Annotated in this window: 24 protein-coding genes; 15 read left to right on the top strand and 9 right to left on the bottom strand. The window is 52.9% G+C overall.

What is annotated here, in order from left to right; genetic code table 11:
- Positions 1–1905, bottom strand: coding sequence for a flagellin N-terminal helical domain-containing protein (locus tag ACPUC8_RS16065; protein ID WP_494926821.1), 1905 nt, complete (start codon positions 1903–1905; stop codon positions 1–3).
- A gap of 1148 nt (positions 1906–3053) precedes the next feature.
- Between ACPUC8_RS16065 and ACPUC8_RS16060 the strand changes: the two genes are divergently transcribed.
- The 3 genes from ACPUC8_RS16060 (at position 3054) to ACPUC8_RS16050 (ending at position 7126) form a co-directional block, all read left to right on the top strand.
- A complete protein-coding gene (locus ACPUC8_RS16060) occupies positions 3054–4361 on the top strand; it encodes an oligosaccharide flippase family protein (RefSeq protein ID WP_058974057.1) in 1308 nt (435 codons plus the stop codon).
- Entirely contained in the window at positions 4358–5353 is a 996-nt protein-coding gene (locus tag ACPUC8_RS16055; protein ID WP_494926820.1) for a glycosyltransferase family 2 protein, read from the top strand. Before ACPUC8_RS16060 ends, ACPUC8_RS16055 begins: the two co-directional genes overlap by 4 nt.
- A 483-nt stretch (positions 5354–5836) precedes the next feature.
- Complete coding sequence (locus tag ACPUC8_RS16050) at positions 5837–7126, top strand: HAAAP family serine/threonine permease (protein WP_494926819.1); 1290 nt, start codon at positions 5837–5839, stop codon at positions 7124–7126.
- 91 nt (positions 7127–7217) lie between these two features.
- On the opposite strand, the gene ACPUC8_RS16045 is transcribed toward ACPUC8_RS16050, so the two are convergent.
- The 3 genes from ACPUC8_RS16045 to dbpA all read right to left on the bottom strand — a co-directional run bounded on the left by ACPUC8_RS16045 (position 7218) and on the right by dbpA (position 11561).
- Complete coding sequence (locus tag ACPUC8_RS16045; RefSeq protein ID WP_039333040.1) at positions 7218–8774, bottom strand: methyl-accepting chemotaxis protein; 1557 nt, start codon at positions 8772–8774, stop codon at positions 7218–7220.
- A gap of 317 nt (positions 8775–9091) precedes the next feature.
- On the bottom strand, positions 9092–10054 hold the full coding sequence (locus tag ACPUC8_RS16040) for a chemotaxis protein (protein ID WP_494926818.1): 963 nt from the start codon (positions 10052–10054) through the stop codon (positions 9092–9094).
- A gap of 127 nt (positions 10055–10181) precedes the next feature.
- Positions 10182–11561: an ATP-dependent RNA helicase DbpA gene (gene dbpA / locus ACPUC8_RS16035; RefSeq protein ID WP_494926817.1), complete on the bottom strand. Its 1380-nt coding sequence runs from the start codon at positions 11559–11561 to the stop codon at positions 10182–10184.
- Between the two features lie 390 nt (positions 11562–11951).
- Here dbpA and ACPUC8_RS16030 point away from each other — a divergent pair, with 390 nt between their 5' ends.
- On the top strand, positions 11952–12149 hold the full coding sequence (locus ACPUC8_RS16030; protein WP_039333073.1) for a hypothetical protein: 198 nt from the start codon (positions 11952–11954) through the stop codon (positions 12147–12149).
- A 76-nt stretch (positions 12150–12225) separates the two neighbouring features.
- On the opposite strand, the gene ACPUC8_RS16025 is transcribed toward ACPUC8_RS16030, so the two are convergent.
- Both ACPUC8_RS16025 and ACPUC8_RS16020 read right to left on the bottom strand, forming a co-directional pair.
- Positions 12226–13593: an amidohydrolase family protein gene (locus ACPUC8_RS16025; RefSeq protein ID WP_494926816.1), complete on the bottom strand. Its 1368-nt coding sequence runs from the start codon at positions 13591–13593 to the stop codon at positions 12226–12228.
- 89 nt (positions 13594–13682) lie between these two features.
- A complete protein-coding gene (locus tag ACPUC8_RS16020) occupies positions 13683–14543 on the bottom strand; it encodes a LysR family transcriptional regulator (protein ID WP_058973874.1) in 861 nt (286 codons plus the stop codon).
- 87 nt (positions 14544–14630) lie between these two features.
- On the opposite strand from ACPUC8_RS16020, the gene ACPUC8_RS16015 reads away from it, so the two are divergent.
- From ACPUC8_RS16015 to yniD, 6 genes are all read left to right on the top strand, one after another.
- Entirely contained in the window at positions 14631–15803 is a 1173-nt protein-coding gene (locus tag ACPUC8_RS16015) for a cyanate transporter (protein WP_494926815.1), read from the top strand.
- A gap of 225 nt (positions 15804–16028) precedes the next feature.
- Complete coding sequence (gene lldP, locus ACPUC8_RS16010; RefSeq protein ID WP_494926814.1) at positions 16029–17678, top strand: L-lactate permease; 1650 nt, start codon at positions 16029–16031, stop codon at positions 17676–17678.
- Positions 17675–18460, top strand: coding sequence for a transcriptional regulator LldR (gene lldR / locus ACPUC8_RS16005; protein ID WP_494926813.1), 786 nt, complete (start codon positions 17675–17677; stop codon positions 18458–18460). Before lldP ends, lldR begins: the two co-directional genes overlap by 4 nt.
- Entirely contained in the window at positions 18460–19650 is a 1191-nt protein-coding gene (lldD, locus tag ACPUC8_RS16000; RefSeq protein WP_039333056.1) for an FMN-dependent L-lactate dehydrogenase LldD, read from the top strand. The genes lldR and lldD overlap by 1 nt, the downstream gene beginning before the upstream one ends.
- A 61-nt stretch (positions 19651–19711) precedes the next feature.
- Positions 19712–20140, top strand: a complete 429-nt coding sequence (locus tag ACPUC8_RS15995; protein ID WP_494926812.1) for an OsmC family protein — start codon at positions 19712–19714, stop codon at positions 20138–20140.
- A gap of 78 nt (positions 20141–20218) precedes the next feature.
- Positions 20219–20326, top strand: coding sequence for a small membrane protein YniD (gene yniD, locus ACPUC8_RS15990; RefSeq protein WP_021507251.1), 108 nt, complete (start codon positions 20219–20221; stop codon positions 20324–20326).
- A gap of 114 nt (positions 20327–20440) precedes the next feature.
- Here yniD and ACPUC8_RS15985 read toward each other — a convergent pair whose 3' ends face one another.
- Both ACPUC8_RS15985 and ACPUC8_RS15980 read right to left on the bottom strand, forming a co-directional pair.
- Complete coding sequence (locus ACPUC8_RS15985) at positions 20441–20674, bottom strand: hypothetical protein (protein ID WP_039333063.1); 234 nt, start codon at positions 20672–20674, stop codon at positions 20441–20443.
- A 111-nt stretch (positions 20675–20785) separates the two neighbouring features.
- Positions 20786–20956, bottom strand: a complete 171-nt coding sequence (locus ACPUC8_RS15980) for a hypothetical protein (RefSeq protein WP_007887091.1) — start codon at positions 20954–20956, stop codon at positions 20786–20788.
- A 213-nt stretch (positions 20957–21169) separates the two neighbouring features.
- Here ACPUC8_RS15980 and ACPUC8_RS15975 point away from each other — a divergent pair, with 213 nt between their 5' ends.
- The 5 genes from ACPUC8_RS15975 to ACPUC8_RS15955 all read left to right on the top strand — a co-directional run bounded on the left by ACPUC8_RS15975 (position 21170) and on the right by ACPUC8_RS15955 (position 25054).
- Positions 21170–21337, top strand: coding sequence for a hypothetical protein (locus ACPUC8_RS15975; RefSeq protein ID WP_167347694.1), 168 nt, complete (start codon positions 21170–21172; stop codon positions 21335–21337).
- 236 nt (positions 21338–21573) lie between these two features.
- Positions 21574–21882: a PTS sugar transporter subunit IIB gene (locus ACPUC8_RS15970; protein ID WP_058973654.1), complete on the top strand. Its 309-nt coding sequence runs from the start codon at positions 21574–21576 to the stop codon at positions 21880–21882.
- An 88-nt stretch (positions 21883–21970) separates the two neighbouring features.
- Positions 21971–23287, top strand: a complete 1317-nt coding sequence (locus tag ACPUC8_RS15965; RefSeq protein ID WP_494926811.1) for a PTS sugar transporter subunit IIC — start codon at positions 21971–21973, stop codon at positions 23285–23287.
- Positions 23288–23602 carry a PTS lactose/cellobiose transporter subunit IIA gene (locus tag ACPUC8_RS15960; RefSeq protein ID WP_494926810.1) on the top strand — a complete coding sequence of 105 codons (315 nt, stop codon included), beginning with the start codon at positions 23288–23290 and terminating at the stop codon, positions 23600–23602.
- Between the two features lie 12 nt (positions 23603–23614).
- Positions 23615–25054, top strand: a complete 1440-nt coding sequence (locus ACPUC8_RS15955) for a glycoside hydrolase family 1 protein (RefSeq protein ID WP_494926809.1) — start codon at positions 23615–23617, stop codon at positions 25052–25054.
- 157 nt (positions 25055–25211) lie between these two features.
- On the opposite strand, the gene ACPUC8_RS15950 is transcribed toward ACPUC8_RS15955, so the two are convergent.
- Positions 25212–26225: a LacI family DNA-binding transcriptional regulator gene (locus ACPUC8_RS15950; protein WP_494926808.1), complete on the bottom strand. Its 1014-nt coding sequence runs from the start codon at positions 26223–26225 to the stop codon at positions 25212–25214.
- Positions 26226–26312 lie beyond the last annotated feature (87 nt).

Genomic DNA, 26312 nt, shown 5'->3' with positions numbered 1-26312 from the left:
CTAGCCCTGTAATAAGGTCAGCACCTGTTGCGGTTCAAGATTGGCTTTTGCCAACACCGATGAGCTGGCTTGTTGCACAATCTGTGCTCGGGTCAGTGCGGAAACTTCTGCTGCATAATCGGCATCTTCAATACGTGATCGTGCTGTTGCTAGCTGTGTCGTGGCGGTGCTTTGCAGGTTTTGCGCCGAGCTCAGTCTATTGGCGGTTGCACCTAACTCGCTGCGTTGGCTGTCCACACGCGCAATCGCCCGATCCAACGTGGCCAGCGGATCATCGGGATGCTTCAAGCGAATTTCGTCCCCGACTTCTGCCACGGTGGTGGTGGTTTGGTTGGTGGAGGTATCGGTCACCGATGACACATTGGCAACGTAATAGATCTGTACGTCGCCCACGCCTTTTAATGTCTTCACCATCATGGTGCTTGGTGCGCTGTCTTCTGTCACAAAGGTTGCGGTCTTGCTTTCTTGTCCGTTTGATACGCCCATGTAGTAATTGCCATCACTATCCAGACGAAGCACATCATTACTCTGAACACCTTCTGCGTCGGTGTAGCGCACATTGACATTCGTCGGGTCGAGCGTGATGTAAGAGGTACCGCTGACACTGGTCACGTCACTGAAACTGTTGATACTGGTGGTACTTAACGCCTTGATATCCAGGCTGTTGGCGGTGCCATCGGAAATTGCTGTCACGGTCGCGTTGAAATACTGATAATTTCCCCCGCCGTTATCCACTTCCATCACATACTGCCCACTGTTGGTGCGGAGCAAGCGCGCATCATTAGTGGCTACCGCATTATTATTTCCATCGGTGAAACTGAGCGTTGCACTGCTGGTGTCGATGGCTGGCGTCGTCGTCACGGCTGTGGGTAACGTGGTGAAATCACTCTCATCCAAAGCCGGATCAGTGGTCATTTTTGCGGTGATAGCACCGCCAGCACCAAAGGTGATGGTCGCAGGATAGTAGGTATCATTTTGTTCAATATAGTACTGACCATTATCAACGGTGAGGTTTGGCGCAGGGCTATTGCTTAATGCTGTACCGCTATTGTCTTGATAGCTCACCGATGTGATCGCGTGAGCGGCGATCGTATCAACCTGACTATAAAGCGGAACCGTGGTGCTTTTGCTAATCAGAACGTTACCTGCCGCTGATGCGGTATCCCAACGGGCGCTGACACTGGCTAAATAGTAGGACGGTTTGCCATCACTGCCCGTGGTTTGAATATATTGCTGGTTAGTGGCATTGCTTTGCACTAACTGAGGAGAATCGGTCGCTGGCGAGTAGTTGACGGTGATGGCGGGACTGCTCAGAGACATATTCAGGGCGAGACCTGTCAGGCTGGGTACCGCCGTCACATTACCGCTGATGCCGCTGATCACAAAGTCTTCCAGTCCAAGCTCGTTGACGCTAAATCCCGTCGATAAATTGACGCCAATCTTTTGCTTATCATTAGCCCCAACCTGAATGCCGACGCGCCCGGCACTGCCATCCAGCAATTTGATACCGTTGAAGCTGGAGGTACTATTTAGTCGATTAATCTCTTTGAGGTTAAGGTTAATTTCCGCCTGAATAGAATCCGTATCCTCTTGGGAGTTCGTCCCGTTTAACCCTTGAACCGTGAGCTGGCGGATACGTTGTAGGCGGTTGTTAATCTCACCCAGCGCGCTCCCGGCAGACTCAACCATTGATAAACCATCACCGGTATTGCGCTGTGCCTGGGCCAGCCCATTTTGCTGGCTGGTGAAGCGATTCGAGATAGCCTGACCCGCCGCGTCATCCCTTGCGCTGTTGATGCGCATGCCGGACGACAGACGTTGAATCGCCACGCTTAATGCGGAGCCATTTTGGTTCGACTGTTTCGTCGCGATCATCGCGGATACGTTGGTTTGAAGGCTGATCATTTCCGGTCTCACAGGACAAATTCACTGTAAGCATTATCGGCATGTCAGCCCTTTCTTTAGCGAAAATTTGAGCTAAGTGATCGCCCTCAGCTACGCTTCGCTTAAATTTCTGGTCTTAATGTCTAAAAATTTGTGTTTATTTTTAATAAAAAATCGTCATTCACTCGCTTTATGGTTTTTCATGTATGTATTCGTCTGGCACTACTAAATATAGTAGGTCCGTAATGAACTTAAGGCTCCTTTCAGTTTTAATGTTCGATGAAGTTGGTGGGATAGTTTACATAACAACACGTTAGAGAGTATTGGCCCCACAAACTTAATTTAATCGTATTATTCCTAATCATCATACGGGGTTTAACTAATCAATCTCTTCATAGCCAATTCACCCTGGCTAATACTTCATTGGGCGCCTTATCAATTTTCTAACTGAGTAAATTCCGTATTGGTCTTTGGACCATTGACCTTATAACCGCTCCTGGTGAGAATGCCGTTAAAAGTTTTGAATCAGATCTCAATTTTAGGGTTAGGAGCCCATTGCAGTGCGACTGCGAGAGTCGTACTGGATTAACGCCACTTGCCTTTATGGTCGCGCGAAAGACGCACCGAAATAATTAAAGGGCAGGGCATACAGCAAAAATCGTTAATGTCGTGACGTTCGTTGAGAAGGCCCGTCTTAAGATGCACCTTTTCAGCCCCGGTCGACATTTCTTTCATTTCATCAGGCATGTATAGCGCGTCATCGCGTTGAACGTGTTGATTAAGAGATGAGTAATTTAATTTAGATTACGCGTTTGGTTGTACGAATGATGAACTGAGCATCGTTAATGTGAAGGATCTAACCTATTGATTTTAAACTGTCCCGCTATCGGTGCAGTCAGGACTCTTTACGCCAAAATAAACGATTGCATGTATTCAGCAAATTGGTAGCTGCAAGCCAGGGGCGGTAGCCTGCTCATTTTAACGTTATGAACTGAATCGATTTGTACAAATTTAATGGCGAAAGTCTTATTTGATTTGAGATTTACTCAGGTGCTTAAGACCATATCTTTACCCCTGAGGAAAGTCCGAAATAGTTTGAAATCCAATGTTAAGCCGCATGCAAGAGAATGGCATGGTCGCTTATCAATGAATCTCACTGAGGTTGTTCTGTGAAAAATAAATTAAAAAATTCGATGTGGATGATTGCTGAGAAGTTGATCGCGGTATTCGGCCTGATTTTTGTCACCTCCTATGTGGCGAAATATGTTGGCCCTACCACGTTCGGCATTATCTCACTCTCCATGCTGGTGTTTCAGTTTATTCAATCCATTGCGGTGATGGGCAGCGATGTGATTCTGCTCAAACGCATTTCGCAAAATCATCATTCAGGTATTCGCCTGATGATGGCGACCTTTCTGCTGGTAATGCTGATTTATTGCGGCTTAGCCATCAGCGGCATGGTGATCATGGGCGAAGAGTGGAGTCGTGAAGCGCTGGTGTTTATCTGTGCAGCGGCGATTGCCTGCCTGTTTTCATCGATCGACCTCGTGAACATTTACAACGAGGCGATGCTGAATGCGCGGCTTAACGTGATTGCCAATGTTATCGGTCTCGCTATCAGCCTGACGGTGCGTTTCTTTATTTCCTGGTTCCAACTGGATCCCCAATTCCTGGCGATACCGATTGTACTCGCCACGCTACTGCCGTTCAGCATCAAACTGGCCATCTTCCTGCGCTATCACCGCCAGGTGCCGATCCCGGCGCTGCGCCATATCAAAAAGTATTCACGCTACATGGTGGCATCGGGTGTTTCTCTGGTGTTCTCAGTGATTGCGATTGCGATTTACACCCGCGTCAATCAACTCAGCGTCTCTTATTTCCTCGGCGTGAAAGAGGCCGGGATCTTTGCGGTGGCGATGACGCTGTCCACGGCGTGGGTGTTTCTGCCCAATGCGCTGCTGGCCTCATTCTTCCCGGCATTCTTTGCTGAGCGCGATGATGAGCAATCCATTATTAAAGCGCAAAAACTCCATCTGCTGGTGTTGGGGGTGTCGGCGGTTGTCATCATGGCAATCTGGCAATTGTCGGGTTGGTTTATTCGCGACTTCTACGGTGAAGCCTATCTCGATGCCGTTGCGCCGACGTTATTACTCAGCGTGGGTGCCATGTGCGGCGTGCTCAGCAGTTTAATGGACCGTTTTATTATTAAGTACAACGGCTATCGATTCTTAGTCAAAAAGACCTTTGCTGTATTAATTATCTGCCTGGCATCCTCTGTTGTATTGGTGCCTTATTTCGGTTTAACCGGTGCCGCAATGAGTGTGGTATTAACCGAATTCGTCTCATTCTCGCTGCTTAATTATTTCTTTTCTGCGCAACCCGTTATGCGTATTCACCAGATTTTCTTCAACCCCAGGAAGTTATGGCTGTTATTTATCAATTACAAAACCTCAGACAGTAAAGAGAGTTTATCATGAATGAAAAACCACTATTTAGTATTATCATTCCCGTCTACAACGCGCAAAAAACCATAAAGCGGACATTGCTTAGTGTGCTTAAACAGACCTATAGCAATTATGAAATTGTGGTGGTTAATGATGGCAGCACGGATTCCAGCCAGCAAATCTTAGCCGGTTTTTCATCTTACTCGCAGGTGACGGTGATTGATCAAATCAATGCCGGAGTGAGTGCAGCACGCAATAATGGGCTGCAGCAAGCGAGTGGCGAGTATGTGTTATTTCTGGATGCCGATGATTGGGTAGATGATAACTTCCTGATGATCTTCAAACAGAATCTGGATGCGTGGCCCGCGGAATCAGTTGATTTGATGGTCGGCAACCTTAATGACAACCGGGTAGGGAAAGTTTCGCAAGCAGGGTTTTTCAGCAACGAGGATATTCCCTATGTGCTTGGCGAACTCGAAATGAGCGATAACATTGGTTATTTGCACAACAAATGTTATCGCCGCCAGATTCTGAGTGATTATGATCTGCGTTTCATGGAGGGAATCTCTATGAGTGAGGATCTGCTATTTAATTTGAAGTTTTTTAGCTGTATCAGTAATTTCCTGGTGACGCCGGGTGCCGCTTATCACTATGAGGATGTGGCGGGTTCACTCTCTAAGCGGAAGGTGCAATACAGCGAATTGAAAGTCAGAAAGCAGTTTCTGACGGCGTTATATGACTCGATTGTGGAAAAATATCAGGGCAGCGATCTCGATTATTTTCTTAAAGGCATTTCTAAACGCGTTCTGGCGTTGGATATGCAAATCGTGACGGCGATGTATCATTCATCTTTTTCACCTGCCGATATCGCGCAGGAAATTAATGAAATCAAGCGAGGTAAATACTCAAAAGGTATTTTTATTTTGCTCAATAAAAATGAAAAGTTGAAGTACATGATTATGAATTTGAACACTATCACAGCGTACTATTTCCTTTATGCCCTCTACAGGATGCGTGCATTCTGATTTGAAATTCCCCCGGTGTTCTTCTCTGCTATTGTCTGCGGCTGTTATTCCTTCTGGAACACGCGGAGCGATGATGGTTCCAGAGGCGAGTTACCGGGGGAGTTTCACCTTTCCTGGCGTCTTACACGCCTGAGTTTTGTAGGGTGCGGCCTTTAGGCCGCCCGCTGCCACCCGTCCTCCCTTAGCCGCTTTCGGGCGCACCAAGGCTTACCCCTACCGGCTAACCGTCGTTGTCTTCTTGCACTCTCTCCCGCTCTCAGGTCAAATAGCGCCCATGCAAACGATTGCGTGCGTATTTTGTGCGTTTGTGTCCATTAAATCGCCACTTCACGCATTTTTGGTGCCTTTGTGATGGATGTCTTGCGTTGAAGCAACCTTAATCAGGCAAAAACGGGTAGCATGTGCGCGGTCGTGCTATTGGCATGTTTTGGCAGCTGTCGTTCTGGCTGCATTTTGATAAAGCATTAAATTCTGGAGAGACAGATGGACAACTCACAAACCGTTGCCCAAGGCACGGTTGAGGTCAGTGCAACGGGCTGGCGCAAGAGTGATACGGTGTGGATGCTGGGCTTGTACGGCACGGCTATTGGTGCAGGCGTATTATTCCTGCCCATCAATGCGGGCGCGGGTGGATTAATTCCGCTGATTTTAATGACCATCCTTGCGTTCCCGATGACCTTCTATGCACACCGTGCACTGGCGCGTTTTGTGCTCTCTGGTAAGAATCCCGGTGAAGACATTACGGAAGTGGTGGAAGAACACTTTGGTGTGGGCGCAGGGAAAATCATCACCTTGCTCTATTTCTTCGCTATTTTCCCGATCCTGTTGATGTACAGCGTCGCGATAACCAACACGGTTGACAGCTTTATCGTGCATCAACTTGGCAGGGTGTCGCCGCCGCGCGCCGTGCTGTCGTTAATTTTGATCATCGGTATGATGACCGTAGTACGTTTTGGCGAACAGATGATCGTCAAAGCGATGAGCGTGCTGGTGTTCCCGTTTGTGGCAGTGTTGATGTTACTGGCGGCTTATCTGGTGCCACACTGGCACGGTGCAGCGTTGGAAACTCTCTCTTTCAGCCACAATAGCAGCGGTAGCAGCATCTGGATGACGCTGTGGCTGGCGATTCCGGTCATGGTATTCTCCTTTAACCACTCACCGATTATCTCCTCGTTCGCGGTGGCGAAGCGTGAAGAGTATGGTGCAGGTGCAGAGAAAAAATGTTCGCGCATACTTGCCAGCGCCCATCTGATGATGGTGGTGACGGTGATGTTCTTTGTCTTCAGCTGCGTATTGAGCTTGTCGCCGGCAGATTTGCAGGCAGCGAAGGACCAAAACATCACCATTCTTTCCTATCTGGCTAACCACTTTAACGTGCCGATGATTGCCTGGATGGGGCCGATTGTCGCGATGGTCGCCATCACCAAATCGTTCCTCGGACACTACCTGGGCGCGCGTGAAGGCTTCAACGGCATTGTGGTGAAATCACTGCGCAGCCGTGGCAAAAGTGTCACGCCGCAGCGTTTGAACCGTGTTACCACCGGCTTTATGTTGCTCACGACCTGGCTGGTTGCGACCTGGAACCCGAGTATTCTCGGTATGATTGAGACCCTTGGCGGCCCGATCATTGCGATGATTCTGTTCCTGATGCCGATGTATGCCATTCAAAAAGTCCCGGCCATGCGTCAGTACAGCGGGAAGATCAGTAACGTCTTTGTGGTGATTGTCGGTTTGTTAGCGATTTCGTCGATTGCGTATTCGCTGATGAGCTAATCATGTTGGCCCGGTTGTACCTTAATGCGCACCCTACAAAAATCACTGCCGTAGTAGGGTCGCCATTGATGGCGACCTGACCGCAATAAAATTACACCGCTGCCGTCTTAAACACACTCATTGACTGCGCCAGACGATCGGCCTGTTCCTGCAATGCCTGAGAAGCGGCAGACGCTTCCTGCACCAGCGCGGCGTTCTGCTGTGTCACCGCTTCCATCTGGGTAATCGCCAGATTGATCTCACTGATACCACTGCTCTGTTCGCTGCTGGCGATGGTAATCTCACTCATGATGTCTGCCACGCTTTTCACACTATTGACCACTTCGCCAATGGTTGAGCCAGCATGCGTCACCAGACGGCTACCTTCATCCACTTTCGCCACGGAATCTTCAATCAACACTTTAATCTCTTTCGCAGCGGAGGCTGAACGTTGTGCCAGGTTACGCACTTCGGTGGCAACCACCGCAAAACCACGACCCTGTTCACCCGCACGGGCGGCTTCAACTGCGGCATTTAGTGACAGAATGTTGGTCTGGAAGGCGATAGAATCGATCACGCTGATGATGTCGACAATCTTCTTCGAGGAGAGGGTAATGGCTTCCATCTTCTCAATCACCTGTTCCATCACCACGCCGCCTTCTTTCGCGACAGTGGAGGTGGTGGCGACCAACTGATTAGCTTCACGCGCATTATCGGCATTGTGCTTCACAGTGGCGGTCATCTGCTCCATCGCCGAGGCGGTCTCTTCCAGTGAACTGGCCTGTTGCTCGGTGCGGGAAGAGAGATCGATGTTGCCGCTGGAAATCTGATTGGAAGCCACGGCAATGGTGTCCGAACCGGCGCGGACATTGGAGACAATGGTCAGCAGATTGTCATTCATCGCCTGCAGTGCCTGCATCAATACTGCAGTTTCGTCTTTCCCGCTGACTTCAATGTGTGAACTGAGGTCGCCTGCTGCCACTTTTCCGGCAATTTCTACCGCTTCATTCAGTGGGCGAACAATCGAACGGGTCAGCATAAAGCCAAGCAGTACTGAGGCGGCAATCGCGATGGCAGAGAAGATCAAGGTGATTTCAATCGCGGTGGAGCCATCATCAATAATGCCGGAACCTTCTTTACGCAGCTGGTCTGACTGAGAATTGGCAAAAGCGACCGCGCTGTCGAGATAGGTATTCTGCGTACTGGTGATTTTTTTCAGTACAAAGGTGCTGGCCTCTTCCAGTTTGCCAGCGCGTACCAGATCCAGCACTTCATTCTTCTGTTGTTCGAACAACTGGCTGGCAGCCAGTAGACCGGCGATTTTCTTTTTACCAATCTCAGTCACCTGAATCGCTTCGATCTTTTTCATCGCGCTGTTGGTGCGTTCAGTGGCTTCATCCAACTGCTTAAAGCGCTGCACATTGTATTCTGGACGTAGGGTATCGATCACCATGCCACGCAGATACTTGATCTGATCGTTGACGCCATCACGCACATCAAAACCAAGACGCACCTTCACATAGCGATCTTCCACAATAGAGGTGATGCCATTTTTGATGTTGTTGATTTTCATAATCGACGTCACGCCGACTACGCCTAACAGTGCCACAACCAAACCAAAGGCAATCCCTAAACGGACGCCCACTTTCATATTCTTTAAGCTCAACATTGGTTCTCCCCGTAATGCCAAAATGTGTTGTTTTCAAAATGGAAAAGCAGGCGTGCAGCCTGCATCAGGTTGATGTTTTATATAGTAAAAATACTTTACCAGCGTGATTAATCTGGTATGGCAGCGCCGGTGTCAGCGCTATCAGTTATCGGTTGTTAATGTTTTAACTTTAATTTTTTAGAGGTGGGTCACAAATTCGTTAGATTTGTTAACGATTTGATCATGAGGAAGGGGCATCCTTCAGGCCGCCCGTAAAATCAGCAGGCATAAAAAAAGGCGCGAATCATCGCGCCTTGGAGAGTCGTGCAGGTTATAAATTAACGCTTCTTCTCCAGCACACGATGAATCACGCTCGACAGCTCGTTAATCTCAAACTTCGCGACATAGCCATCCGCGCCGACCTTGCGTACATGATCCTCGTTGGCGCTGCCGGAAAGTGACGAGTGAATCACCACCGGAATCTGGCGCAGGGTTTCATCGCGTTTAATATTGCGCGTCAGAGTAAAGCCATCCATCTCTGGCATTTCCAGATCGGTCAACACCAAGGCGATCTTGTCGTGAATTGATTCGCCAGCCGCCGTCGCTTCTTTCTGCATATCGTTGATTTTTATCCAGGCTTCAAGGCCCGTGTTGTGCATGATAGCTGGTATGCCCATGCTTTTCAGGCCCTGCTCCAGTAACTGACGCGCCACTTTGGAGTCCTCTGCCACGATCGCGACCTGGCCAGGTTTGAGATTGAAATTTTTAGCCGTTTCTTCGCTTGGCTCGACACCGCGTACAGAAGGAATGATGTCATACAGAATTTGTTCAACGTCCAGCACCAGCGCCAGATTGTTGCTCTCACCGTCGGTATCGAGGCAGGCAATACTGGTGATGTTGCGGCTGCCAATACCGGCTTCAGCGGTGTGCACCTGGTTCCAGTCAAGACGGACAATGTTCTCAACCGATTCCACCGCAAAGGCTTGGGTGCTGCGGGCGTATTCAGTGACCAACAGCAAGTTAAGACCGGTTTCCGGTTTACAGCCGGTTACCGCAGGCAGATCGATCACCGGGATAAACTGGCCGCGAATGCTGGCCATGCCGAGCAGCGGAGATTGCATGCCTGCGGCACGGGTGATGGTGGGCATCGGTACGATTTCGCGCAGTTTAAACACGTTAATACCGTACAGCTCAGATTTGCCTTTCAGCTGATCGGAACCCAGGCGGAACAGCAGCAGTTCGAATTTATTGGAAAGCGCAAGGTTGGCGCGTTCATCGATCTCTTTCTGAAAATTATCCATCATGGCCTCAAGCAGAATCTGGGCGGGGTAAAGGGGCAATGATTAACTTATCGGCAGCGGGGAAAAAAAATGAAGGGGGAAGGGCAGAAAATTTAGTGCGAGGACGGATGCCCTCGCGCAATAACATTTACTTCAGCAAAATGGCACGCACGCTTTTGCCTTTGATCTTGCCTTCTTTCAACTTGATCAGCGCTTTCTTCGCCTGCGAGGCATCGATCGCCACATAAGCATGGGTCTGAGTCAGGTCGATCTTACCGATCTGATCGCCACTGAAACCCGCTTCGCCGGTCAGCGCGCCCAAAATATCGCCGGGACGAATTTTGGCTTTGCGGCCACCATCAATACACAGAGTCATCATGGTGGCGGGCAGTGCCTGTGCGGCTTTGCCTTTCAGTGTCGCGGAGGAGACCCAGTTCAGTTTTTGGCTCAGATACTCTTCCAGCGCATTGGCGCGGGCCATTTCATCCGGGGCAACGAAGCTCACCGCCATGCCTTTCTCACCTGCACGGCCGGTACGACCAATACGGTGAATATGCACTTCGGGGTCCCACGCCAGCTGGAAATTCACCACTAAGGCCAGCGATTTAATATCCAGCCCGCGAGCCGCCACATCGGTGGCGATCAGCACACGGATACTGCCATTCGCTAAGCGGATCAGGACGCGCTCACGATCGCGCTGCTCCAGATCGCCATGCAGTGCCAGGGCACTGATTTGACGATCGTTTAGCGCAGCGGCGATGTCATCACATTCACGCTTAGTGTTGCAGAACACCACGCAGGATGCCGGTTGATGCTGGCTGAGCAGGGCGCTTAACAGGTTGCCTCGCTCATGGGCGCTGGCTTCAATAAACTGCTGTTCGATGGCGGGCAGTTCCGCTTTATCTTCTGTGGCCACTGCCAGGGCATCGCGCTGAAAACGCTGGCTGAGGCTGGCAATGGTGTCCGGCCAGGTGGCAGAGAACAGCAGCGTCTGGCGGGTGACAGGCGTGAAACCGATGATCGCTTCCATATCATCACGGAAACCCATCTCCAGCATGCGATCGGCTTCATCCAGCACTAGCGTTTGCAATGCATTGAGATCGAGATTGTCACGCTTGAGGTGATCCAGGATACGACCCGGCGTGCCGACCACGATATGAGGAGCGTGCACCAGTGAATCCCTTTGCGCACTCATCGGTTGCCCACCGCAGAGGGTCAGAATTTTGATGTTGCGGGTAAACCGTGCCAGCTGACGCAGCACATTACTGACCTGATCGGCCAGTTCACGCGTGGGGCATAACACCAGCGCCTGAGTCTGGAAGCGGCTGATATCAATGCGTTGCAGCAACCCGATACCAAAGGCGGCCGTTTTGCCGCTGCCGGTTTTCGCCTGCGCACGGACATCACGCCCTTCAAGAATGGCGGGCAGAGAAGCGGCCTGAATTGGCGTCATGGCGTCGAAACCCATCTCGCGCAGGTTGTCGAGTTGGCTGGCTGGGAGTTGCGTCAGGGTAGAAAAAGCGGTCACGGGAATGTCTCGAATAGCGGTCAGGATTGCGGCGGTCAGTCTGGCAGAAAGGGGCGGCATCGGCAATGCAAATTGCGTTATTGGTAACCCATGGAAACCGATTAGCAGTGCAATCGATTGTGGTTTTTTTAAGCGACAATAGGTGTAATGTTTTAATCAATTTCATGTGGTCATCAAAAAAGGTTGATGAGGTTAAAAAGCCTTTCTTGATAAAAAAGGTGCAATTAGCGTTAATAAAAGGACTATATAACGTCGAATTGGCGCCTTTTTCGCCCATGTTACGCTTATGTGTCACTTAAGATGGGTAAAATTCCGATTAAAATAACCCACCGCTTTGCTTTATATTTAGCGCGCCATTTGGCAAACAATAATACATTCAGAGGTCTGACTTTGAGTCATTACGTCCAGGGACAGAACGAAGACATTCTGAAAATCGTCGGCCGCGCCGTGTTAACGCTGCATCTGCATGGAGAGACCTTATCATCTGATAAAGTCAGTTCCATGATTGCCTGCTACGCGGAAGAAGAGCCTGTTAGCGACGATGAAAACCAGCGCTTATATGCGCTGGCCATTCAGATGTTATCGTAAATCCAGCCACTCGCATGGGGCGCGTGTCGCCCATGTCTTACGCTCATAAAGCCTCCTTCGGGAGGCTTTTTTGCTTTTAGGCACTGAACACCGGCGTGCCATTATGGAAAGTGGCGCGCACCGGTGAGATGCGGGCCACGGCTTCGGCAGAACAGCTCGCCTCAACCAGCATCATACTGGCTTCGTCCTGCACCTTGGGCCACTGGCGTTCGCCCTGATTCGATAGTGGCAAAATGCCGCCGGTGGCGATGTGTAGCGCGCGGCTCAGGCCAAACTCATCGGAACCGCGATAGAGTTGAGCGTACAGGTTGGCTTTCTCCAGCATGCTGCCGGTGCCAAACGGTGACCAGTGATCGATGACGCTGTCGGTGCCGGTCATCACCGTAATGCCTGCCGCCTGCAGTTGCGGCAGTGGCATGGTCAGTTTGCCAATCGGTATGGTGGAAGCCACGCTCATCTGCTGCTCGGCCATACCTGCAATCATCTTATCCAACGCTTTGCCTTCCAGCGTACCCAGCGCAAAACCATGGCTGAGGGTCACTTTGCCCTTCAGCTGTGGGTTTTTGGCGATGGTGTCGACCATGTATTGAATCGCTGCCACGCCCGATGGAGCGGTTTCGTGCAGGTGGATATCGACACCGCGGTTAAAATCCAGCGCGATCTGGAACATCGCATCCAGCGAGGCCTGCATGGCGCCATCGACGTTGGTGGGGTCCAGCCCACCAACATACTGCACGCCCATCTGCATGGCTTCGCGCATCAAACCATCGACCTTCGAGTGCAGCAAGCCGTGCTGTGGGAACGCTACGATCTCGCAGGGGAACTCAGGGTGATTAGCCAGTGCCAGTTTTAAGTGCTCAAGGCTTTGCAGGCCGCTGACCGGATCGATATTGCAATGGCTGCGCGCTTCCGTGGTGCCTTTGCTGTGCAGCAGGCCAATCAGGGCTTCGGCGCGCGCTTGGGAAGTGGGCAACAATTGCGGTATCAGGACCTGCTCGCGGGCAATCATATCCATGATGGTTTTGCCCTGGCGCGGGCGCGGTGCTTCCCACGGCCCACTGTAAAAGGTCTTGTCCAGATGAATATGCATATCGCGAGTGCGTGGCAGCAATAGTGCGCCGTTGGCATCCCATTGCGGGATAGCGCTGTTACGCACTTTGCTGGCGGCATCAATGGCGGCGAATTTGCCGTCTTTTATGGTGATGTCATACAGCGCTGTGTGCGTGGCGATAATGTCGTTACCGTCGCGCTCAAAGCCCTCTTCGAGGCGGACGTTAAGGATTTGGTAATGGGAAACGCGAGGGGGTGGCGTCTTTACCTGAGGTGTGGCGGTTGAACCTGTTTGTGCGGCCGCGCTCATACCGGCAGCCAACAGGCTACCGGCGGCTGTGAGGCGCACACCCTGGCTAATAAAATCGCGACGGCTGGGAGAAGTGAAAGGCATCAGAGGCTCCAGTCAATAAAGAAAAAGCTAATCTGGCAAAACCTGGGCCGCTGCGCTGCGATATTTCCCACTGCTGAGCAGTGGAAAAATCACTGCCAGGTCAAATGGCAAAACTCAACGAGTGCGGCTGCCAGCGATTGCTGAAGGTCGTCCTGAGGTGAGCGACAGAACAGCGCCAGCTCGAAATGATTAACCGGTGGCAAACCCTCTGCTTCATCGAGCACTCGATGCCCTGGCAGGCGACAGCTGGCAGGCAACAACGTCAAGCCCAGTCCAGCGGCGCTGGCGCTGGCGAGCGCCACTAAGCTGGCACTGCTGTAGCTGATGCGCCAGCTGCGGCCGAGCGTATCCAACGTCTGGCACATCTCCTCGCGATACAGCCCCAGTTGCGGAAACACCACTAAAGGCACCGGCGTTTGCTCAAAGCAGGGATGTTCGGCACTGTCCAGCCACAGCAGTGGCTCCGGGCGCGAGGCGAGAGGGCGTTCACCTCCGGGCTGCTTGATCAACATGATATCCAGCTCTTCACGCTGCCAGGCGCGATGGAGATCAACATACATCCCGCTCATCACATCGAGGCGCAGTTGCGGATGTTCACGGCTGAACTGCGCCAACAACCCTGCGGTCGGTGCAGCAAAATCCTCGGGTACGCCCAGGCGCATGACGCCGTCGCGCCATTTATCGCTCAGCACATCATGCGCTTCGCCATTCAGGGCAATAATTCGACGGGCATAGCCGAGCAGTTTTTCGCCCTCTTCCGTGAGTACCACCTGATGCGAAGTGCGCTCCAGCAAGGCTTTGCCGACCATCTCCTCTAACCGACGTACCTGCTGGCTGACGGTGGATTGCGACAGGTGCACCCGCTCAGCGGCGCGGGTGAAGCTGGCCGTTTCACATACGGCGACAAAACTCAGCAGTTGCTGCGGGGTAAACATCGGCTGACGATTCATTTTTCCACTGTTCACTATGGTGTTATTTCATTTCCAAATAGTATCGATTGCTGCGACCCTGACAACCTATTTTCAGCAGGATTGTGTATGAATCGACATTATTACGGACTAACACTCGGCGCTTTAGTGCTCGCTGGGCTGAATATGCGTCCGTTTCTCACTTCTCTTAGCCCATTACTCGGTCAGTTGCGTCAGGTTATGGAGCTCTCTTCACTGGCCGCGTCTTTGTTACCCGCCATACCGATGATGATGATGGGTGCGGTGGCATTAGCCGGTGCGTCTCTGATGCAGCGTTTTCCTCTCCAGCGGTTATTGATTGCCGGTCTGGCTTTACTGTTTGTTGCACTGCTGGCACGCAGCAGCATTCAAACGGGCACAGAGCTAGTGATCAGTGCGCTGTTCGCCGGCCTTGGGGTGGGTGTTGTGCAGATGGTGATGCCGGGATTGATTCGCCAGCGCTTTGCAAAACACAGTGCAGCAATCACCGGATTATGGGCAGGCGCGCTGATGGGCGGCGGTGGGTTGGGGGCGGCGCTCTCACCCTGGCTGAGCGCGCATTTTGGCTGGGAGAGTGCGCTGTCTGGCTGGGCATTCCCGGCCATACTGGCAATGGCGCTGTGGTTAACCGTGCGCGCTCCTGCGGCGCAAAATGTGGAAAAAATCGCACTGCCTGCGCTGTGGCGTCAACCGCGCGCCTGGTCGCTGGCGTTGAGTTTTGGCCTGGTAAATGGTGGCTACGCGACCTGTGTCGCCTGGCTGCCGGACGCCTATCATCATCTTGGCTGGTCAGCACAGGCGGGTGGTTCACTGTTGGGGGCGATGATCCTGTGTCAGGTGGCGGGCGCGTTGCTGATGCCGCTGCTGGCGCGGAAGGCGGATCGTCGACCTCAACTGATCATCAGTCTGGTTTGCCAGTTGGTGGGCATATGCGGTTTCCTGTTTGCACCGCTGCTGGCACCCTGGTTGTGGGCGGCGATTGCCGGTTTCGGCCTCGGCGCTGCATTTCCTCTTGCCATGGTGCTGGCGCTGGATCATTTACCGCATCCCCAGGCTGGTGCGCGTCTGGTGGCGTTTATGCAGGGAGCTGGCTTTATTATCGCGGGTTGCATGCCGTTTATCGCTGGGCAGTTGCAGGCATTGACCGGCAGTTTTAACAGCGTGTGGATGATGCAAGGTGCGGTAACGCTCGGACTGATCGTGCTCAACCTGCGTTTTCATCCCCACAGTTATGGTCGGGCTTTTGGTCAGACAGTATGCTGATTGGTCCTACCAAATGAATTGAAATGTTGCCGCATCGTCACATAACACGAATAATCACGCCATCTCCGTTGCTTTAGGTTAACAATACATTAAACATCTGGCACCAGAAAGCCCCCCACTGCATATTGGTCCTACCAATCTCAGTGAGCAGAAGGGCAAGACCTGCGGCGCAAACCTGCATTGCCGTTGCGCCGTACTCATCTGGTAACCTCTGGAGAAAATGGCATGCTGGTGTGGCAACAAAACTACGATCCGCTCAACAATCTGTGGCTTTCCAGCCTGGTGGCGGTGATCCCCATCGTATTCTTCTTTTTCGCCCTGATTAAGCTCAAGCTGAAAGGCTATCAGGCGGGAACCGCTACGGTTGCCATTGCGCTGTTGGTGGCGCTGTTCCTGTATGGTATGCCGTTGGGCCAGGCGCTGGCCTCCGTGGTTTATGGTTTTCTGTATGGTCTGTGGCCGATTGCGTGGATCATCGTGGCGGCGGTGTTTGTCTATAAAATATCGGTAAAGACCGGCCAGTTCGACATCATCCGCGCCTCCATCCTGTCGATCACGCCGGATCAGCGCCTGCAAATGCTGATTGTTGGCTTCTCATTCGGTGCCTTCCTGGAAGGGGCGGCGGGCTTTGGTGCGCCGGTCGCGATCACCGCTGCGCTGTTGGTGGGATTGGGCTTCAATCCGCTGTATGCGGCGGGTCTGTGCCTGATCGTTAATACCGCGCCGGTGGCATTTGGCGCAATGGGGATTCCGATCATTGTCGCGGGTCAGGTCACCGGACTCGATAGCTTCCAGATCGGCCAGATGGCCGGTCGCCAACTGCCGTTTCTCACCATCATCGTACTGTTCTGGATCATGGCCATCATGGATGGCTGGCGCGGGATTAAAGAGACCTGGCCTGCGGTAATCGTGGCCGGTGGTTCCTTTGCTATTGCGCAGTTCCTGAGTTCAAACTTTCTCGGTCCAGAACTGCCGGATATCATTTCGTCGCTGGCTTCACTGATCTGTCTGACGCTATTCCTGCGTCGCTGGAAACCGGTACGTATCTTCCGCTTTGATGAGAAAACGGCTGTTGACCCCACACAAACGCCTCTGCGTTACACGTTGGGCCAGATTGTGCGTGCGTGGATGCCATTCCTGTTCCTTACCGCCACGGTGACACTGTGGAGCATTCCGCCGTTCAAAGCGCTGTTTGCGAAAGGCGGCGCGATGTATGACTGGGTGTTCAGCGTACCAGTGCCGTTACTGCATGAGTTAGTGGCGCGTATGCCGCCGGTGGTGAGTGCCGCCACGCCGTATCCGGCAATTTTCAAATTCGACGTGCTGTCAGCCACCGGTACCGCTATTTTGGTGGCGGCGATATTGTCGGTGATATGGCTGCGTATGAAACCCGCTGCGGCGGTCCAGACTTTCGCCGAAACGCTGAGGGAGTTAGCGCTGCCGATTTACTCGATTGGTATGGTGCTGGCGTTTGCCTTTATCTCTAACTATTCCGGTTTGTCTGCCACACTGGCATTAGCGCTGGCGCACACCGGTAATGCCTTTACCTTCTTCTCCCCGTTCCTCGGCTGGTTGGGCGTGTTCCTCACCGGATCTGATACCTCTTCAAATGCGCTGTTTGCTGCGTTGCAGGCCACCACCGCGCAACAGATTGGCGTATCCGATGTGCTGCTGGTGGCGGCGAACACCACCGGCGGTGTGACCGGAAAAATGATTTCGCCACAGTCGATCGCGATTGCCTGTGCCGCCGTAGGGTTGGTCGGCAAGGAATCGGATCTGTTCCGCTTTACCGTCAAACATAGCCTGATCTTCACCTGCATGGTGGGCGTTATCACCACGCTTCAGGCCTATGTTTTAACCTGGATGATTCCATGACAGAAAACACGCCGCGCTTAGCGGATACGCTGCGGGCGCGATTGCGCGCCTGGATTGACGAACACCAACTGGAGCCCGGCATGCGCTTGCCGGCCGAGCGCCAGCTGGCTGCAGAGTTCGGGGTGTCGCGCTCGTCGTTGCGAGAGGCGATCCAGCAGTTAATCAGCAGCGGCGTGTTGATCAGTAAACGCGGTGGCGGCACCTGGCTGTGTGAACCGCAGGAGCCTTGGTCGGAACAGCGTATTGTCGAGCCGATTCGCCAACTGCTGGCTGACGATCCTGATTACCGATGGGACATTCTGGAAGCTCGCCACGCCATCGAAGCCAGCACCGCCTGGCACGCCGCACTGCGTGCCACCGAAGCCGACAAAGAGAAACTGCGTCTGGCTTTTGACGCGCTGTTAAAAATCCACGACTGCGACGATCCCGACCTCGCCGCACAGGCGGATCTACGCTTCCATCTCGCTATCGCGGAAGCCTCACACAATGTCGTGCTGCTGCAAACCATGCGCGGCTTTTTTGATCTGTTGCAGTCTTCAGTGCTGGATAGCCGCCAGCGTATGTATACCCAGCCGGTGATTTTTAATCGCCTTAATGAACAGCATCAGGCGATGTTCGATGCGGTGATGGCCGGTGATGCCGAAGCGGCCCGTCAGGCGGCGATGGATCACCTTGGCTTTGTGCACACCACGTTGAAATCGCTCCATGAAGATGAAGCGCGGCAGGCGCGTATTACCCGTCTGCCGGGCGAGTCCCCGGATAATCGTAAGGAAAAAAACTGATGATCATATCTGCAGCCAGTGACTACCGCGCCGCGGCGCAACGCATCCTGCCGCCGTTTTTGTTTCACTATCTTGATGGCGGTGCGTACGCCGAGCACACCTTAAAGCGCAATGTGTCAGACCTTTCGGACGTGGCGCTGCGCCAGCGCGTGCTGAAAAACATGTCCGATCTCAGCCTGGAAACCAAGCTGTTTAATGAAACGCTGTCGATGCCGGTGGCGCTGGCACCCGTGGGGTTGTGCGGTATGTACGCACGTCGGGGGGAAGTGCAGGCGGCGCGTGCGGCGGCGTTGAAAGGCATTCCGTTCACGCTGTCCACCGTCTCACTGTGCCCAATTGAAGAGGTGGCACCGGCTATCAACCGTCCTATGTGGTTCCAGCTCTACGTGTTGCGCGACCGTGGCTTTATGCGGAATGCGCTGGAACGCGCCAAAGCGGCCGGGTGCTCTACGCTGGTGTTCACGGTGGATATGCCTACGCCCGGCGCACGCTATCGCGATGCACACTCGGGCATGAGCGGTCCAAATGCCGCGATGCGTCGATACTGGCAAGCCGTTACGCATCCACAGTGGGCGTGGGATGTCGGTTTACACGGGCGTCCGCACGATCTGGGGAATATCTCCGCTTATCTCGGCAAACCCACCGGACTGGAAGATTACATCGGGTGGCTGGCGAATAACTTTGATCCTTCCATCTCATGGAAAGATCTGGAGTGGATCCGCGAGTTCTGGGATGGCCCGATGGTTATTAAAGGGATTCTGGATCCGGAAGATGCCCGTGATGCGGTGCGCTTTGGTGCGGACGGCATTGTGGTCTCTAACCATGGCGGACGTCAGTTGGACGGTGTGCTCTCTTCTGCACGTGCATTACCGGCGATTGCCGATGCAGTGAAGGGCGATATCGCCATACTGGCGGACAGCGGCATCCGCAACGGTTTAGATGTGGTGCGTATGATCGCCCTCGGTGCTGACACCGTGCTGCTGGGACGCGCCTTTATTTATGCGTTAGCCACGCACGGCCAGCGCGGCGTCGAGAACCTGCTAAATCTGATCGAGAAAGAGATGAAAGTGGCGATGACGCTGACCGGCGCGAAGACCATTGCTGAGATCACGCGCGATTCGCTGGTGCAGGCGAATGCATTGTTGAGTGAAGCGGGACTGAGTCCAGCACGCCCGCGTGCGGTGAGCTGAAAAAGCAAAAGGAGTGGTCTTGTCTATACTGAATACCTGTCTGACTAACAGGAGGAATGACATGACCATTCATAAGAAAGGATCGGCCCATTGGGAAGGCGATATCAAAGGAAAAGGTACAGTGAGTACGGAAAGCGGCGTGCTGAGCGATCAGCCTTACGGTTTCAATACTCGCTTTGAAGGTGAAAAGGGGACTAACCCGGAAGAGCTGATCGGTGCAGCACACGCAGCGTGCTTCTCCATGGCGTTGTCACTGATGCTCGGTCAGGCTGGCCATCCTCCGAAAAGTATCGATACCACGGCGGATGTCTCGCTGGATAAAAAGGGCGAAGGTTTTGCCATAACCAAAATCGCGCTCACCAGTACCATCGCGCTACCGGGCATTGAGAGCGCGAAATTTGATGAGATTATTCAAAAAGCCAAAGCGGGTTGCCCTGTCTCTCAAGTGCTGAATGCAGAAATCAGTCTGGATTATACGCTGAATAATTAGTCGCCCTTACGAGTTACCAGCGCTAGAATAGCGATGCGCCTCAGGGCGCATCGTTGCTTTCTGCCGTCTGGAGGATGCGTGGCAAAAAAACTGGCTGCGACAAAACACTGGAAGATGATTGTGGTGCTGCTGTGCATCTGCGGCGCGCTGATGCTGATTCGCTGGGCTGCGATGATATGGGGCTAAAAGATTGGGTATGCCGCCATAAGCTCGGGGTATTAGTGATGGTGATTTTGGTACTGGAAGGCGTGCACTATCTGTTAACGGCGTCATGGCTGCCGTGGCAGCTGGGCTAATCCATTACGCGTATTCGTTGTCCGGCTGACGAACGTTACGCACACTGCTGCGCGCAATGCGATACGCCTTGCGTGGGTCTCCCGCCACGAACTCAAAAGTGGGCGAGTAGTAGAATGGCAACCAGCCGCCGAAGCCGCTTTCCCACTCCCACCGCACCGGGCAGGGCCAGAGAATGCCATCATACAAAATGTAATAAACCCAACGTCCGTTTGGACGACGGGGGCGAGTAGTCTTCATGGGATTCACAACGATAATAGTGTAAAGCAGCTTATATTTTGGACGCGATACGCCAATGTTGCAATGCCGTTTGGCTTATTTTTTGTACAACATAAATAAAATGGCACCGAATTAACGGTGCACTTCACCGCACAGCAGGACCACATTAGGCCGCACTTTATGGATACGGTCGGCCATCTGTTCACAGGCCACTTTGGTTGGGTAGATGCGTTCTGACACCGGCAAAGCGTCACAGGCATCGTGTCCACACGCGCTCACTAACAACACAAAACCAATCAGCATGATCGGACTCCTTTAACACGTTCCTGATGGTACGGAATCGGTGGCTGTTTGTTCCTTTTTTTGATCCAGTATAGCCAAACGCAACGGGAGTCAATTATCTCCTTGAGCGGCTTTCTGTTTTGAGCGCTGAGATTATACCCAACCGGACGCGCATCATCAGTACGATTTGGGCTAAACTGTGCGGCCCTGACAAAAATGATGAGTGAGTAACCGATGTCGAACGAAATTGCCCATCCGGACAGCAGCCCGAAACAAGCCGCGCTGCAACTGGTGATTGAGCTGGTACGTGCCGGAAAATTAAGCCCGCTGCATGGCGATGCTTCCAACATGATTTCAATCTACGAGCAGTTCAAAGCCCATTTCGAGGCAGAGAAGGCGTAACGCAGCTCGTTCCCACTCCTTCCTGTGGCGGCGCGATTTATCGCGCACGCGAATAATGGCGTATAGCCTCTCCGGTATTCGCCATTCATTGCGCCGCTACACTATTAAATTCCCATTTATTTTTCCCTTCTGAGTTTTGATATTTCTCACAGTTCCTGTAACCAAATCTGAAACCGGTTGCAGAAAATCTTTGCTGTGTGTATTCGTTAATTAAACCCCACATGGAGGATTGAACAATGCCAAAGATTTTACTGTGCTGTGCCGCTGGGATGTCTACCAGCATGGTGGTGCAGAAGATGGAGAAAGCCGCCAAAGCGCAAGGCGTAGAAGTGGAGATAAAAGCCGTTGGTATTGAAGAGTTTAATGAACAAATTGCTCACTATGATTGCTGCTTGTTAGGGCCACAAATCAAATACAAGCTCGCTGACTTCCAACCGCTGGCTCAGCAATTAAATAAGCCAATATCCGTAATAAATAGCATGGATTACGGCATGATGAATGGCGAGAAAATATTAAATGATTCACTAAAACTGATTCACGCCTGATCGCTAAACTGCACGAAAAATAATAGTCATCGCCTGCGACTCAGTGCGCAGGCTTATTCTCTGTTTGCCTGATGCAAGGAGCTCGCGTATGAGCAGCATAAGCGAATCAGTATTTGGTGTGATTGAAAACCGTATTAGCCCACTCGCAGGGCGGCTCTCCAGCCAGCGTCATGTGATCGCCATCCGTGATGGCTTTATCGCTTCCATGCCTTTCCTGATCGTCGGCTCATTTATGCTGCTGTTTGCCCATCCGCCTTTCTCTGCTGACAGCTCATGGGCGTTCGCGCAGTGGTGGCTCGGTATGGTGCAAGCGCATGAAGAGCAGATCATGATGCCGTACAACATGACCATGGGCATTATGGCGCTCTACATCGCCAGCGCTATCGCCTACAACCTCGCCACCAGTTACAAGATGAACGGTTTCATGGCTGCCAGCCTGTCACTGATGGCGTTTCTGGTGGTCGCAGCACCGCAAAGCGGTAAAACCTTGCCAGTGGGATCGCTGGGTGGTGAGGGCATTTTCACCGCCATCCTGGTGGCGCTGTTTGCCACTGAGTTAATGCACTTCCTGCAGAAGCACAACATCGGCTTCAAACTACCGGAGCAGGTGCCACCGAAAATCCGTCAGTCCTTTGATTTGCTGATCCCAATTATTGCCATTTTCATCACGCTGTTTCCGCTAAGCTTATGGGTGCAGGCCCAGTTCGGCATGCTGCTGCCCCAAGCGATCATGGCGATTTTCGCCCCCATTATCTCCGCCTCTGATTCGCTGCCTGCGGTGCTGGTGGCAGTGTTGCTGTGCCATATGTTGTGGTTTGCCGGTATCCATGGCGCGGTGATCGTCGGCGGTATTTTGCAGGCATTCTGGCTGACCAACCTTGGCCTTAACCAGCAGGAACTGAACGCGGGCCAGCCTATCACTCATGTCTTTATCGAGCCGTTCTGGCAGTTCTTTATCGTGATTGGCGGTTCGGGTTCAACCATGGGCCTGGTGCTGCTTTACCTGCGCAGTCAATCTGCGCATCTGCGTTCGATTGGCAAACTGAGCATTGTGCCCAGCATGTTCAACATCAACGAACCGGTGATTTTTGGTTCGCCGGTGGTGATGAATCCCATTCTGTTTATCCCGTTTATCTGTGCGCCGCTGGTCAATGCGGTGATTGCCTGGATGGCCACCAAAACTCACCTGATCAATCACGTGATCTCACTGGCACCCTGGACGACACCCGCCCCGATTGGTGCTGCCTGGTCTACCGGCTGGGACTGGCGTGTGATCGTGCTGATCGCGGTGCTGGTGGCGATTGCCACCCTGATCTACTACCCGTTTTTCAAAATGTACGAGCGCCAGTTGTTGCAACAGGAGTTGGAGCAAAGCGCCACCGCACAACCGATTAAGGAGTCATAAATGGAGATTGATGAGAGCACGGTAATGGAGCTGATCATTCAGGCGGGCGAAGCGCGCTCCTGTTCCATGGAAGCGCTACGCGCGGCGCGCAAGCAAGATTGGGCACGAGCCGATGCGATGTTAACCGACGCCACAGCGGCAGCTAAGGCCGCGCACCGCATTCAGACCGAATTGATTGGCGCTGACGAGGGCTGCGGCAAAATTCCCGTGAACCTGATCATGGTACACGCGCAGGATCACTTAATGAACGCCATGCTGTGTCGTGAGTTGGCGGAGGAAATTATCCAACTGCGGCGCGAACTGGCCGCACGTTAACAGGAGGTAGACATGCAACATCCAACATTGGGCGCGTTTCCTGACGGTTTTCTCTGGGGCGCATCCACCTCAGCTTATCAGGTTGAAGGCGCATGGAACGAGGATGGCAAAGGGCCCTCGGTGATTGATAAAGCTCAGTTCCATCAAGATATTACCGACTTCACCGTCACCAGCGATCACTATCATCGTTTTAAACAGGATATCGCGCTACTGGCGGAGCTGGGATTAAAGACTTACCGCTTCTCGATTGCCTGGAGTCGTCTCTACCCTGAGGGCGATGGTGAGCTTAACGCCGCGGGCGCCGCCTTTTATCAGCAGTTGATTGATGAGATCTGCCGGCACGGTATCGAACCGTTGGTGACACTTTATCACTTTGATTTGCCGTGGGCGTTGCAACAGCAAGGCGGCTGGTCCAATCGTCGTACTGTGGCAGCGTTTGAACGTTTTGCTATCACCTGTTTCGAGCAGTATGGCAAGCAGGTGAAATACTGGCTGACGATTAACGAACAGAACATGATGATTTTAAAGGGTGAGGTGATTGGTACGTTGCCGCCAGGCACAGCGGATCCGCAGAAAACGCTGTATCAGCAAAACCATCACATGATGCTGGCGCAAGCCAAAGCGATGATTGCCTGCCATCAACGATTACCCCAAGCGAAGATTGGCCCGGCACCGAATATCTCCTGCATCTATGCGGCCAGCTCACGGCCTGAAGATGTGCTGGCGGCCGACAACTTTTCAGCGATCCGTAACTGGCTTTATCTCGATCTGGCGGTGCACGGACGTTACAACCACGTGGTGTGGGCCTTCCTGCAGCAGCGTGGCTGGTTGCCGACGATTGAAGCAGATGATATGGCGGTAATTGCCGCCGGGAAGCCCGATTTTATCGCCTTCAACTACTATGCATCAGCCACGGTGAGCGCCGACATGCCAGACGTGGATCGGGGTGAACTCAACAGTAAACAACGCGCCGATCAGCAGATGGCTGGCATTGATCAATCGGTATATGTCGGTTGCAACAATCCGCATCTCAAACAGAACCAGTTTGGCTGGTATATCGACCCGGTGGGATTCCGCATCACCGCACGGCAGATTTATGCCCGCTATGCGCTGCCGCTGATAGTGACGGAAAACGGCTTAGGCGCTTTCGATACCTTAGAGGCGGGCAATAAGGTGTATGACGATTACCGCATCGCCTATCTGCGTGAGCACATTGCGCAGCTACGGCTGGCAATTGCGGATGGGGTTGAGCTGTTTGGCTATTGTCCGTGGTCAGCGATTGATCTGGTGAGTACGCATCAGGGCATCAGCAAGCGGTATGGCTTTATTTACGTTAACCGCGATGAGCATGATTTGAAGGATCTGGCGCGTTATCGCAAAAAAAGCTTCTTCTGGTACCAGCAGTTGATTCGCAGTAACGGCGCAACATTAGACCAGCAAGTGGAGTACTAAACGTAGCGGCGTCATGGCCTCAGACAATGTGCCCTTTTTGACAACACGTACTGACGTTGATGAGCCGGCTGGGGCTGCACCAGGGCAGGCGTCCGTAACGCTGAACGGAGCAAGTCTGCCAGGAGAGCCCGCAGGACGCGGGCGCAAGGTGGCGCCGTTATAAATACGGGCCATCCGCCACGGAAGCGCGCTCAATCAACCGGCCGCTGAACGGGGGCAGGGGATGGATCGCTTCCCCCTCCAGCATCGCCACTAACTGCGCCAGGGTATGCTGAATCATCTCGGCAACCGGCACATGCACGGTGGTCAGCGGTGGCAGGAAAAATTCGGCCATGCGGATATCATCAAATCCCATCAGCGATACATCCTGCGGCAGCCTCTTACCCGCAGCATTCAGCGCCAGCGCGGCGCCTATCGCCATATCATCATTACTCGCCATCAGGGCGCTAAAAGAGACACCCGCTGCCAGTAACTGCTGTGCCGCCTGTTGGCCGCTGTTCGGCGTCCATGCGCCAGCTATCACGCGCGCGGGATCAGGCACTAATCCATGCTGCGCTAATGCCTGCTGATATCCAGCCAGGCGCGCGGCGGCAGTCGGCGAACCCGGCAAACCCGTGATAAAGGCAATTTCATGATGGCCGCGCGCAATCAGATAACTCACGGCATCAAAGGTGTTTTGTTGGTGTGTCGCCCACACGCAGTGGTCGGCATGACGTTGTAGCTGGCGATTGACCACCATAATGGGCACATCGTGCTGCTCAATGATGGCTTCCAGCGCGGCGGTATCCAGGAATCGCGGATAGATAATAATGGCGTCGCAACGCAAATCGAGCAGAAACTCAATTGCCGCCCGTTCGTCATCAGCGGAGGTTTTACCATCGGCCAGAATCAGCTGGCGGCCATAGTTATTGGTCAACGTCGCGGTCTGGTACAGCAATTCGCTGAAGTAGGGACCGTTAAACAGAGAGTGCGTGACGATCAAGCCAATATTCTGCGACTTCTGCGTCGCCAGGCTGCGTGCCAGTAGATTGGGCCGATAACCCGTCTCCTCAATAGCCTGGAACACTTTCTGCTGCGTGGTTTTGCTAACGTAACGATTGCCCGCCAACACGCGTGACACGGTCGCTTTGGAGACACCGGCCTTTCGGGCCACATCCAGCATGGTAATCATCGACTTTCCAGACCATCAATCCATATCGCATAAACAGCGATACTACCTGAAAGCACTGAAAAAATTGAAGGGAACGTTAAGAAACAG

Source organism: Pantoea sp. CFCC18177, assembly GCF_059412425.1.
Note: the sequence above shows the minus strand (reverse complement) of the source record. Positions and strands in the feature narration are given on the sequence as shown.

Bases quoted from the DNA above. Each gene is read 5' to 3' on its own strand.
- ACPUC8_RS15965 (WP_494926811.1), top strand. From the start codon at position 21,971: ATGAGCAGCATAAGCGAATCAGTATTTGGTGTGATTGAAAACCGTATT.
- lldD (WP_039333056.1), top strand. From the start codon at position 18,460: ATGATCATATCTGCAGCCAGTGACTACCGCGCCGCGGCGCAACGCATC.
- ACPUC8_RS16055 (WP_494926820.1), top strand. From the start codon at position 4,358: ATGAATGAAAAACCACTATTTAGTATTATCATTCCCGTCTACAACGCG.
- lldR (WP_494926813.1), top strand. From the start codon at position 17,675: ATGACAGAAAACACGCCGCGCTTAGCGGATACGCTGCGGGCGCGATTG.
- lldP (WP_494926814.1), top strand. From the start codon at position 16,029: ATGCTGGTGTGGCAACAAAACTACGATCCGCTCAACAATCTGTGGCTT.
- ACPUC8_RS15955 (WP_494926809.1), top strand. From the start codon at position 23,615: ATGCAACATCCAACATTGGGCGCGTTTCCTGACGGTTTTCTCTGGGGC.
- ACPUC8_RS16045 (WP_039333040.1), bottom strand. From the start codon at position 8,774: ATGTTGAGCTTAAAGAATATGAAAGTGGGCGTCCGTTTAGGGATTGCC.
- ACPUC8_RS16025 (WP_494926816.1), bottom strand. From the start codon at position 13,593: ATGCCTTTCACTTCTCCCAGCCGTCGCGATTTTATTAGCCAGGGTGTG.
- ACPUC8_RS16065 (WP_494926821.1), bottom strand. From the start codon at position 1,905: ATGATCAGCCTTCAAACCAACGTATCCGCGATGATCGCGACGAAACAG.
- ACPUC8_RS15960 (WP_494926810.1), top strand. From the start codon at position 23,288: ATGGAGATTGATGAGAGCACGGTAATGGAGCTGATCATTCAGGCGGGC.
- ACPUC8_RS16020 (WP_058973874.1), bottom strand. From the start codon at position 14,543: ATGAATCGTCAGCCGATGTTTACCCCGCAGCAACTGCTGAGTTTTGTC.
- ACPUC8_RS15980 (WP_007887091.1), bottom strand. From the start codon at position 20,956: ATGCTGATTGGTTTTGTGTTGTTAGTGAGCGCGTGTGGACACGATGCC.
- ACPUC8_RS15975 (WP_167347694.1), top strand. From the start codon at position 21,170: ATGTCGAACGAAATTGCCCATCCGGACAGCAGCCCGAAACAAGCCGCG.
- ACPUC8_RS16040 (WP_494926818.1), bottom strand. From the start codon at position 10,054: ATGGATAATTTTCAGAAAGAGATCGATGAACGCGCCAACCTTGCGCTT.
- ACPUC8_RS15970 (WP_058973654.1), top strand. From the start codon at position 21,574: ATGCCAAAGATTTTACTGTGCTGTGCCGCTGGGATGTCTACCAGCATG.
- ACPUC8_RS15995 (WP_494926812.1), top strand. From the start codon at position 19,712: ATGACCATTCATAAGAAAGGATCGGCCCATTGGGAAGGCGATATCAAA.
- ACPUC8_RS15950 (WP_494926808.1), bottom strand. From the start codon at position 26,225: ATGATTACCATGCTGGATGTGGCCCGAAAGGCCGGTGTCTCCAAAGCG.
- ACPUC8_RS16050 (WP_494926819.1), top strand. From the start codon at position 5,837: ATGGACAACTCACAAACCGTTGCCCAAGGCACGGTTGAGGTCAGTGCA.
- ACPUC8_RS15985 (WP_039333063.1), bottom strand. From the start codon at position 20,674: ATGAAGACTACTCGCCCCCGTCGTCCAAACGGACGTTGGGTTTATTAC.
- ACPUC8_RS16015 (WP_494926815.1), top strand. From the start codon at position 14,631: ATGAATCGACATTATTACGGACTAACACTCGGCGCTTTAGTGCTCGCT.